Annotated in this window: 13 protein-coding genes; 4 read left to right on the forward strand and 9 right to left on the reverse strand. The window is 74.0% G+C overall.

Features of this window, described 5'->3' with window-relative positions; translation table 11 throughout:
- Positions 1–138: 138 nt before the first annotated feature.
- The 9 genes from moeB (VGL20_03260) to VGL20_03300 all read right to left on the reverse strand — a co-directional run bounded on the left by moeB (VGL20_03260) (position 139) and on the right by VGL20_03300 (position 4,995).
- A complete protein-coding gene (moeB, locus tag VGL20_03260; protein ID HEY2702688.1) occupies positions 139–918 on the reverse strand; it encodes a molybdopterin-synthase adenylyltransferase MoeB in 780 nt (259 codons plus the stop codon).
- Positions 915–1,745 (reverse strand): ATP-dependent sacrificial sulfur transferase LarE, encoded by an 831-nt coding sequence (larE, locus tag VGL20_03265; protein HEY2702689.1) that lies wholly within the window; start codon positions 1,743–1,745, stop codon positions 915–917. The genes moeB (VGL20_03260) and larE overlap by 4 nt, the downstream gene beginning before the upstream one ends.
- 2 nt (positions 1,746–1,747) lie before the next feature.
- Complete coding sequence (locus tag VGL20_03270; protein HEY2702690.1) at positions 1,748–2,023, reverse strand: hypothetical protein; 276 nt, start codon at positions 2,021–2,023, stop codon at positions 1,748–1,750.
- Entirely contained in the window at positions 2,020–2,388 is a 369-nt protein-coding gene (locus VGL20_03275; protein HEY2702691.1) for a DsrE family protein, read from the reverse strand. Before VGL20_03275 ends, VGL20_03270 begins: the two co-directional genes overlap by 4 nt.
- A complete protein-coding gene (locus VGL20_03280; GenBank protein HEY2702692.1) occupies positions 2,385–2,663 on the reverse strand; it encodes a hypothetical protein in 279 nt (92 codons plus the stop codon). The genes VGL20_03275 and VGL20_03280 overlap by 4 nt, the downstream gene beginning before the upstream one ends.
- A 23-nt stretch (positions 2,664–2,686) precedes the next feature.
- Positions 2,687–3,517, reverse strand: coding sequence for a molybdopterin-synthase adenylyltransferase MoeB (gene moeB, locus VGL20_03285; GenBank protein HEY2702693.1), 831 nt, complete (start codon positions 3,515–3,517; stop codon positions 2,687–2,689).
- Complete coding sequence (locus VGL20_03290; protein HEY2702694.1) at positions 3,514–3,996, reverse strand: Rrf2 family transcriptional regulator; 483 nt, start codon at positions 3,994–3,996, stop codon at positions 3,514–3,516. Before VGL20_03290 ends, moeB (VGL20_03285) begins: the two co-directional genes overlap by 4 nt.
- A gap of 155 nt (positions 3,997–4,151) precedes the next feature.
- Complete coding sequence (locus VGL20_03295) at positions 4,152–4,640, reverse strand: MarR family transcriptional regulator (protein HEY2702695.1); 489 nt, start codon at positions 4,638–4,640, stop codon at positions 4,152–4,154.
- 76 nt (positions 4,641–4,716) lie between these two features.
- On the reverse strand, positions 4,717–4,995 hold the full coding sequence (locus VGL20_03300; GenBank protein ID HEY2702696.1) for a hypothetical protein: 279 nt from the start codon (positions 4,993–4,995) through the stop codon (positions 4,717–4,719).
- Between VGL20_03300 and VGL20_03305 the strand changes: the two genes are divergently transcribed.
- The 4 genes from VGL20_03305 to VGL20_03320 all read left to right on the forward strand — a co-directional run.
- Positions 4,955–6,466 carry a DHA2 family efflux MFS transporter permease subunit gene (locus VGL20_03305; protein HEY2702697.1) on the forward strand — a complete coding sequence of 504 codons (1,512 nt, stop codon included), beginning with the start codon at positions 4,955–4,957 and terminating at the stop codon, positions 6,464–6,466. The two genes, VGL20_03300 and VGL20_03305, sit on opposite strands and share 41 nt — an antisense overlap.
- Positions 6,467–6,498: 32 nt before the next feature.
- Complete coding sequence (gene ftsH / locus VGL20_03310; protein ID HEY2702698.1) at positions 6,499–8,460, forward strand: ATP-dependent zinc metalloprotease FtsH; 1,962 nt, start codon at positions 6,499–6,501, stop codon at positions 8,458–8,460.
- A 4-nt stretch (positions 8,461–8,464) separates the two neighbouring features.
- Positions 8,465–8,722: a hypothetical protein gene (locus tag VGL20_03315; GenBank protein HEY2702699.1), complete on the forward strand. Its 258-nt coding sequence runs from the start codon at positions 8,465–8,467 to the stop codon at positions 8,720–8,722.
- Between the two features lie 37 nt (positions 8,723–8,759).
- The coding region (locus tag VGL20_03320; GenBank protein HEY2702700.1) for a tyrosine-type recombinase/integrase at positions 8,760–9,816 on the forward strand (1,057 nt) is incomplete at its 3' end.

A 9,816-nucleotide genomic window follows, 5' to 3' on the forward strand; every position in this document is an offset into this window, starting at 1 on the left:
ACCGGAGCGTCCGGGCGGGACCGCCCGCCAGGGCGCCGTCAGGGTGGTGCGCACACTCACCAACTTCCTGTGGGAAATCCTATCAAGTGCATCGAGAGAAAACACCTGCCAGCGATCGCGGCTGTGCCGCGACGGCTGTCACCGCGCCGCGGGAAGCGGCGCCGAGGCGCAGGCCGGGCAGCCCGGGTCACGCGGGAACGGCACCGCCCGCAGCCGCGGCCGCAGGGCGTCGAGCACGAGCACGCGGCCGCCCTGCCCGTCGCCGGCGGCGAGCAGGTACCGGAGCGCCTCCGCGGCCTGCAGGCATCCCACCATGCCGGCGACCGCACCGAGCACGCCGGCGGCGCGGCAGCCCGGCACCAGACCGGCGGGGGGCTCGTCGCCGAAGAGGCAGCGGTAGCAGGGGGCGCCCGGTGGCACCACCACCACCTGCCCGTCGAACCGCACCACCCCGCCGATCACCGCGCAGATCCCCAGCCGCACGCAGGCATCGTTCACCGCGAACTTCGTCGAGAAATTGTCAGATCCGTCAAGAACGAGGTCGTGACCGGCGAGCGTCGCCACCGCGCCGGCGGCGTCGAGGCGGCGCTCCACGGTGTCGACACGCACCTCCGGGTTGAGCCCGGTGACCCGCCGGCGCGCGCTCTCCACCTTGGGCTCGCCCACCGCCTCGGTGTCGTGCAGCACCTGGCGCTGGAGATTGTCGAGGGCGACGCGGTCGTCGTCGATCACGGTGATGCGGCCGACCCCGGCGGCGGCGAGATAGAGCACCGCCGGCGAGCCCAGCCCGCCGGCGCCCACCACCGCCACCGCCGCGGAGCGGAGCCGCAGCTGGCCGGCGCCGCCCACCTCGCGGAGCACGATCTGCCGCGAGTAGCGGACCAGCTCCTCCTCGCTCAGGTCCTGCTCCGGCGTCACGGGGTGGCCCGCTCCTCCGCGGGCACCAGGCGGTTCATGCGGCCGGTGGCGAAGCCCTCGAGGTCGAGGCTCACGAAGGCGTAGCCGGCGCCGCGCAGCGCCTCGACGCAGCGGCTGCGCAGCGGCTCGGTGGCGAGGCGGAGGAGATCGGCGGCGTCCTCGACCTCGATGCGCGCGCACTCGCCGTGCTCCCGCACCCGCAGCTGGGTGATGCCCTGGGCGCGCAGCCAGGCCTCGGCCAGCTCCACCCGGCGCAGCGCGGTCAGGGTGATCGGGGTGCCCCGGGGGATGCGTGAGGAGAGGCAGGCCTGCTGCGGCTTGTCCCAGGTGGGCAGGCCGAGGGCGCGGGAGGCGGCACGGACCTCCGCCTTGGCCACCCCCGCCTCGGCGAGCGGGCTGACCACCCCCGCCTCGCGGGCGGCGCGCTGGCCGGGGCGGTGGTCGCCGAGGTCGTCGGCGTTGGTGCCGTCGCAGATCGCCGCCAGCCCGTGGCTGGCGGCGAGCGGTCCCAGGGTGGCGTAGAGGTCGTCGCGGCAGTGGTAGCAGCGGACGCCGTCGTTGCGGAGGAAGTCGGGGTCGGCGAGCTGGGCGGTCGGGGTCTCCAGCAGCCGGGCGCCGATGTGCGCCGCGGTGGCCCGCGCCGACGCGATCTCGGTCTCCGGGTACGCGGCGCTCAGCCCGATGGCGCCGGCCGCCCGCGCCCCCAGCACCTCGTGGGCGAGGGCGAGCACCAGCGCGGAGTCGGCGCCGCCGCTGAAGGCGACCAGCACCGACCCCAGCCCGCGCAGCCGGCCGCGCACCGTCTCGAGCTTCGTCTCCAGGTCCATCGCTACCAGCTCACCACCCGCACCGCGTGTGCCATCGCCTCGACGATCGCAGCGTACTCGAGGGCCGCGGCGGTGGGCGGCAGGCCGCGCCGCCGCCGGTCGTCGGCGCACACCGAGAGCCGGTCGCAGCGCGGCGCATGCTCGGAGCCGAGCGCGTAGACGGCGTCGTGGAGGAGCACGCAGTGCACCTCGTGGCCGAGGGCGCGGTCGGCCTCGACGGCGGCGAGCGCGGCGGCGTCGACCACGGTGAGCAGGTGGAGCACGGTGGCGGCGCTCACACCGCCAGCACCCGCGCGGTCGCGCCCCAGCGGCGCGCGAACTCCTCGGGGCCGGCGACGGTCACCCCGCGGCGGCAGGATCCGGCATCGGCGCCGGCGGCGGCGAGCGACCCGGCGTCGACCAGCACCGTCGCCCCGACGTCGTCGAGGAGGCCGTCGAGGTCGCGGCCGGGATCGCCGGCCATCCAGGGGCGGACGTCGAGGGGCAGCGCCCAGCCGGCGCCGTCGCCGCACAGCCACACCGTCACCTCGCCGCCGTCGAGCCCGAGCGCGAGGGCGATGCGCAGCCCCAGCCAGCCCCGCTCCGACGCCGGCCCGCTGCGCACCACCACCAGGGCGGGCTCGGCGGTGGGGGGAGGGCTCACAGCACCAGCACCCGGTCGGCGTCGGAGGCGAGGCCGCCGAGGTCGACGAACGAGCCCCGGCCGGGGGCGCCGGGGCGGTCCCACCCCCGCACCGCGGCGTCGGCGCTGCAGTGCACCACCCGGGCGCCGGCCTCGCGCAGCGGGGCCATCGAGTCGGTGTGGAAGGTGCCGTCGCCGGCGAGGAAGAGGCTCACCCGCCAGCCCTGCCGGAGCGCCGCGCCGGCGAGCTCACGAGCGCTGTGGGCCCCCTCGCTGCGCGGCCCGGAGAGCAGCACCACGAGGAGGTGGAGCCCGGCCGTCAGAGACGGGCCGCCGCGGTCAGGGGACCGCCGACGAAGCTCTCGTAGTCGATCAGCTCGCGCACCGTGGGGTGGTCGCCGCAGAGCACGCAGGCGTGGTTGCGCCGGAGGCGCATCTCCCGGAAGCTCATCGCCAGCGCGTCGTGGAGCAGCAGCCGTCCGACCAGCGGCTTGCCCATACCGGTCAGCAGCTTGATCGCCTCCACTGCCTGGAGCGTGCCGATGACGCCGGGCAGCGCCGCCAGCACCCCCGCCTGGCGGCAGGAGGGCACCATCCCCGGAGGCGGCGGCTCGGGGTAGAGGCAGCGGTAGCAGCCGCTTCCCGGGACGAAGTCGGAGACCTGCCCCTCGAAGCGGAAGATCGACCCGTGGACCAGCGACTTGCCGAGCAGGTACGCGGCGTCGTTGGCGAGGTAGCGGGTCTGGAAGTTGTCGGTGCCGTCGACGATCAGGTCGTAGTCGCGGAACACCTCGAGGGCGTTCTCACGGTCCAGGGTGAGGCTGTGGGCCACCACCTCGACGTCGGGGTTGAGCTCCCGGGCGCGCTCCGCCGCCACCTCCGCCTTCAGCCGCCCCCGGGCGGCGTCGGGGTGGATGACCTGGCGCTGCAGGTTGCTGAGGTCGATGCGGTCGCCGTCGAGCAGGCCGAGCCGGCCAACCCCGGCGGCGGCGAGGTAGAGGGCGACCGGCGACCCGAGGCCGCCGACCCCGAGCACCAGCACCGAGCTGGAGAGCAGCCTCCGCTGCCCGGCGGGGCCGAGCTCGCCGAGCACGATGTGCCGGCTGTAGCGCTCGATCTGCTGGTCGGAGAGCTCCTCCACCTCGCTCACGAGCCGGTCACCGTCGGCAGCGGCGACCCGCCGGTGGGCAGCGACTTGTAGATGCCGTGGAAGACGCCCTGCTCGCGGCGGTCGCGCACCATGTCGGCGAGGGTGGTGTGGTCGAGGATCTCGCGCATCGCGTCCTCGGCGCGGAGCAGCGAGCTGCGGATCGAGCAGCCGAAGCTGTGCTCGCAGGTCTCCGGCGCGGAGAAGCACTCCATCTGCGCGGCCTGGCCCTCGAGGATGTCGATGGCGCCGCCGAGGGTGACCTCCTCCGGAGGCCTCGCGAGCATGTGCCCGCCGCGCGGTCCCCGGGTGCTGCGCACCAGCCCGGCGCGGCGCAGGGTCATCAGCAGCTGGTCGAGGAAGGGGCCGGGGACGTGCTGGCGTGCGGCGATGTCGTGGCTTGGCACCGGGGCCTCGCCAAACCGCTCGGCGAGGTCGAGGAGGGCGCGGATGCCGTAGTCCGCCTTCATGCTGATCTTCATGCCGCAACCTCGGGGGCCGGGGAGACCGTGTTCGCGGGCGGACGGTGTCGACGCGTCGGACAGTGGGGTTGGATTGTTGACCTCCTGTGTCACCAATCGTACTCCGCGCTCCATCGGGCGTCAACGTGGGGTGGCGGACGCCGACCCGACGGCGGTCAGCCGCGGGGCGGTCGCGACCCCGCGGCCGCCGACTCCAGCCCGAGCGCGTGCACCGCGATCGAGTGGTTCAGCTTCGCGAGGACGCGCCCGAGGTCGGCCCGCTCCTCCTCGGTCCACCCGGTGAGCACATGCTCGAACCTGTCGGTGCGCCGGCGCTGCACCTCGACCATCAGATCGCGTCCGCGCGGGCTCGGCGTCACCCGGCAGGATCGGCGGTCGTCGGGATCGACGCTCCGCTCGGCGAGGCCGTCGCGGAGCAGCGCCGCCACCTGCCGGGTCACCGTCGACCCGTCCAGCCCGACCCGCTCGGCGAGGCTGTGGATGGAGAGCGGGCCGGTCTCGTCGAGGGTGCGGAGCAGCAGGTAGCCGGCGCGGTCGAGTTCGGGATGGGCCCGCCCGCGGCGGCTGAGCAGCTCCAGCGAGCGCGCCAGCACCGCCATCTCGGTCTCGATGCGGTGGAGGTGGTCGGCTTGCGAGCGATCCACGATTGGTGTATCGTACAACGAAAATAGCTGCTGGATACAGGTAACGAGGGAACGGGAACGAGCGAGGCGGTGCGCTTCAGGTCGCGGGTGTGAGCAGGGCGAGGGCTGTGCCCGCGGCAGTGCCCGATCCGGTCATGACCCGGCCCGCGGCGACCGCCCGGCCCGGTGCTGTGCCGCGCCCGATGGCGTCGACCCGGGCGAGCGCGGCGACCCGGACGAAGCCCGCGACGCGGCGGCCATCGCCAGCGCCGGTCCCGACCCCGGCACCGGCCCCCGCCGCCTCCCGAGCCGCGGCGCCGACCGCCGAGACCAGCATGCAGCAGCGCAACTGGCTGCTGCCGCTGATGGTGATCATGGTCGGCAGCTTCATGGCGGTGCTCGACACCAGCATCGTCAACGTCGCGATCCCACGCCTCCAGAACGACTTCGGCGCCTCGACCGACCAGGTGCAGTGGGTGGCGACGGCGTACACCCTGGCGCTCGGCATCGTCACCCCGCTCACCGGCTGGCTCGGTGACCGCTACGGGCTCGACCGCATCCAGAACGCCGCGCTGATCCTCTTCGTGTTCGGCTCGGCGCTGTGCGGCATCGCCTCCAGCCTCAACGTGCTGATCGCCTTCCGGATCTTCCAGGCCATCGGTGGCGGCCTGCTCCCCGCGGTCTCCCAGGCGATGGTCTACCGGATGGTGCCGCGGGAGAAGATCGGCACCGCGATGGGCATCTACGGGTTCGGGGTGGTGGTGGCGCCGGCGATCGGCCCGACCATCGGCGGCTACCTGGTCCAGTACGTCAACTGGCGGCTGATCTTCTACATCAACGTCCCCATCGGCGTGGTCGCGTCGGTGCTCTCCCTCATGCTCCTCCCCAAGTTTCCGAGGATCGCCGGCCAGCGCTTCGACCTCGCCGGGTTCCTGGCGATCGCCGTCGGGCTGTTCTCGCTGCTGCTCGCCCTCTCCGAGGGCGAGACCTGGCACTGGACCTCCTACCGCGTGATGGGCCTGATCGCCATCGGCATCCTGAGCCTCGCCCTCTTCGTGGTCATCGAGCTCTCCATCGCCGAGCCGATGCTCGACCTCCGCGTCTTCCGCTCGGGGGCGTACACCATCTCGTCGCTGCTGGTCGCCATCCTCTCGATCGGTCTCTTCGCCGGGCTCTTCTATGTGCCCCTCTTCCTGCAGAACGGGGACAGCATGGGCGCGTTCGACACCGGGCTGCTGCTGCTCGCACCCGCGGTGGTGACGGTGATCATGATGCCGATCTCGGGATGGCTCTACGACCGCATCGGCGCCCGCTGGCCGGCGGTGATCGGGCTCGCGGTGGTGGCCTGGAGCTCCTACCTGATGCACTCGATGAACACCGACACCTCGCGCGGGACGTTCATGATCTGGCTGGCGATCCGCAACCTCGGCACCGGGCTGGCCTTCATGCCGATCATGGCCGGGTCGATCGCGGTGCTCCCGATGCGGCTGGTGAGCCGCGCCAGCGCGCTGAACAACATCGTGCTCCGGGTCTCCTCCGCCCTGGGTCTGGCCCTGCTCACCGCGCTGCTCACCGGCCAGCAGGCCCAGCAGCTGACCGACCGGTCGGCGCTGCTCCCCGCCGTCGACCCCGGCAACACCTCGCTCGGGGCGCTGGCCGCCCGGGGCCCGTCCGGCCTGATCGGGCTCGCCAACAGCACCGGCATCCAGGTCTTCAGCAGCGCCATCGCCGATCTCTTCCTGCTCCTCGCCGGCCTGACCGCGCTCGGAGTCCTGCTCGGGCTGATGCTCCCCCAGCGCCGCAGGGCCGCCGCGACGCCCGGCCCCGCGGTCCACGCCGAGGTCTGAGATCGGCCTCCCCTGGTAGGCTGGCCCCCAGCATGTCCACGGCGCCGCCCCGTCCGGGTCAGCCGCCGGGCGCCCCCACCCCCCCGGCCCGCCGGCCGCTGTGGCGGTCGTCGCGGTGGTGGATTCTCGTCGGCGTGGTCCTCGTCGCCAACATCCTCATCGCCAACTTCGGCCCCGGCCAGAACTCGGTCCACCGGGTGACCATCCCCTACTCCACCTTCAAGGACGAGGTGCAGAAGGACAACGTGGTCAGCGTGACCGGCACCGGCGAGTCCATCGACGGCAAGGCGAAGAAGGCGGTCGGCGCCCCGGGCAGCAGCGACAGGTCCGTCGACTTCCACACCGAGCGACCCGCCTTCGCCAGCGGGCCCAACGGCGACAACCTCGAGCTGCTGCTCGAGCAGCACCACGTGCAGGTGAGCGCCAACCCGGCGAGCAGCAGCACCCTGCTCACCGTCCTGGTCAGCTTCGGCCCGACCCTGCTCTTCCTGGGTCTCTTCCTGCTCATCATCCGGCGCAGCTCCGGCGGCGGCGCCGGCGGGGTCTTCGGCCTGGGCAAGAGCAAGGCCCGGCTCTACGACCCGGAGCGGCCGCGCACCACCTTCGCCGACGTCGCCGGCATCGAGGAGGCCAAGCAGGAGCTGGAGGAGGTGGTCGACTTCCTCCGCGAGCCGGCCAAGTACCAGCGCCTCGGCGGCACCATCCCCAAGGGCGTGCTCCTGGTCGGCGCCCCGGGCACCGGCAAGACCCTGCTCGCCCGCGCCGTCGCCGGCGAGGCCGGGGTGGCGTTCTTCTCGATCTCCGCCTCCGAGTTCGTCGAGATGATCGTCGGGGTCGGCGCCTCCCGGGTCCGCGACCTCTTCGCCAAGGCGCGCGCCGCCGCCCCCTCGATCATCTTCATCGACGAGCTCGACGCCATCGGCCGCAGCCGCGCCTCGGGGATGCGGCTGGGCGGCACCGACGAGCAGGAGCAGACCCTCAACCAGATCCTCACCGAGATGGACGGCTTCGACTCCCGCGAGGGGGTGGTCGTCCTCGCCGCCACCAACCGCGCCGATGTCCTCGACCCCGCACTGCTGCGGCCGGGCCGCTTCGACCGGCGGGTCGTGGTGCAGCCGCCCGACCGGGCGGGGCGGGCCGCCATCCTGCGCATCCACACCCGTGAGGTGCCCCTCGCCCCCGACGTCGACCTCGACGCCATCGCCGCCATGACCACCGGGCTGGTGGGCGCCGAGCTGCGCAACCTGGTCAACGAGGCGGCCCTGCTCGCCGCCCGGCTCGGCCGCGACGCGGTCACCCGGCAGGACTTCAGCAACGCCCTGGAGAAGATCATCCTCGGCGCCGCCCGCCACATCGTGCTCACCCCCAAGGACCGCGAGCGCACCGCCGTCCACGAGTCCGGGCACGCGCTCCTCGCCCTGCTCATCCCCGGCACCGACCCGGTGCGCAAGGTGTCGATCGTGCCCCGCGGCATGGCCCTCGGGGTCACCGTGCAGAGCCCGGTCGACGACCGGCAGAACTACCCGGAGGACTACCTGCGCTCCCGGATCACCGTCGCCCTGGGCGGCCGCGCCGCCGAGCAGGTCGTGTACGGGCTGGTCACCACCGGCGCCGAGAACGACCTCCGCCAGGTCACCCAGATCGCCCACCAGATGGTGGCGCGCTGGGGGATGAGCGACCGGGTGGGCCCGCTCAACTTCGGCGACGACGACGAGGCCGGACGGCCCTTCGGCGGCCCCCGTCCCTACAGCGAGACCACCGCGGAGATCATCGACTCCGAGGTGCGGCTGATCGTCGAGCAGTGTTTCGACCAGGCGTGCGCGCTGCTGAACGAGCACCGCTGGCGGCTCGACGAGCTCACCCGCGCGCTCGTCGAGGAGGACTCGATCGACGAGGACGAGGTCCTCCGCGTCGCCGGCCTCCGCCGCGACCCCGACGGCAGCGTGGTGGTGGTGGTCTCCGCGCCGCCGGTGCGCGCCGCCGCCGGGGGGTGAGCGGATGGCGGACCGTCGTGTCGACCTGGTCCGGCGGGCCCGCATCGAGCAGATCGCCCTCGAGGCCACCCGCGCGGTGCTGCCCGAGGATGCGCCGCGCGAGCTCCACTGGCGCGCCATGGACGCGGCCGAGGCGGCGATCGCGCCCCGCGACGGCGCTCCCGACCAGCCCGCCGAGGTGATGGCCGCCACCGCGCGGAGCGTGGTGGCGGGGATCTGCGCCGAGGCGGGGCTGTCGCCACGGGAGCGCGGCACGGCCTGACCGGCTTCGTCCGGCGGTCGGCGATAATCTCTCGAACATGAGTACGGCGGCCAGTCCCCGGCGGCGCGGCGCCCGCGGCGCGGCGCGCCGCCCGGCGTGGGCCGAGCAGGTCCCCGGTCCAGGCGACCCGATGCCCGACCAGGTGGAGCAGTTCCTCGACAACCTGCGGGTGCAGCGCAACCGTCCGTCCACCACGGTGCGCGCCTACCGCCAGGATCTGGCCAAGTTCGTCGCCTACCTGCGCACCCATCCCCGGGAGGACCGGTGGTGCGACGCGATCGACCGCGAGCGGCTGCGCCGCTACCAGATCGAGCTCGCCCAGGTGCTGGTCCACGCCCGCAGCCGGGCCCGGGCGCTGGTCGCGCTGCGCCGCTTCCTCGCCTATGCGTACGACGAGGGCTGGACCACCGAGGAGTTCAGCCGGGTGGTGATCGTGCCCCGCTACGCGGTCGGCGACCCCCACCCCGTCCCCACCGAGACGGTGCCCCGGCTGCTGGCGGCGCTGCCCACCGCGAGCCTGCGCGACCTCCGCGACCGCGCCCTCGTCCAGCTGCTCATCGCCACCGGCTGCCGGATCTCCGAGGCCTGCGCCCTCGACCGCACCGACGTGCGCCCGGACGGGTTCCGGGTGCTCGGCAAGGGCGGCCGGCACCGCACCGTGTACATGACCGAGGGCGCGCTGGCGGCGGTGCGCGAGTACCTCGACCGCCGCGGGCCCGACGGCAGCGCCGCCCTCTTCATCAGCCTGGCCCGCCCCGAGCTGGTCGGGGGCAGGGCCCCGGCGGGCAACCGGCTCACCACCGATGGCGCCCGGAGCGCGCTGCTGGCGCTGCGCCGCCGCTTCGCCGAGGACCCCGCCCTCTTCGCGCTCATCGCCGACCTGCGCACCCCCCACGGCGCCCGCCACACCACCGCCACCACCCTGCTCGAGGCCACCGACGGCGACGTCCGCCTCGTCCAGGAGGTGCTCGGCCACGCCACCCTCGAGACCCTTCGCGTCTACACGGAGATCACCGACCGGCGCAAGCGCGCCGCCTACCAGCGGCTCGGCGAGTACCTCGCCGAGCAGGGCGCGGACGGCGCCGGGGGCGGCG

This window comes from Candidatus Dormiibacterota bacterium (genome assembly GCA_036495095.1).
GTDB lineage: Bacteria > Chloroflexota > Dormibacteria > Aeolococcales > Aeolococcaceae > CF-96.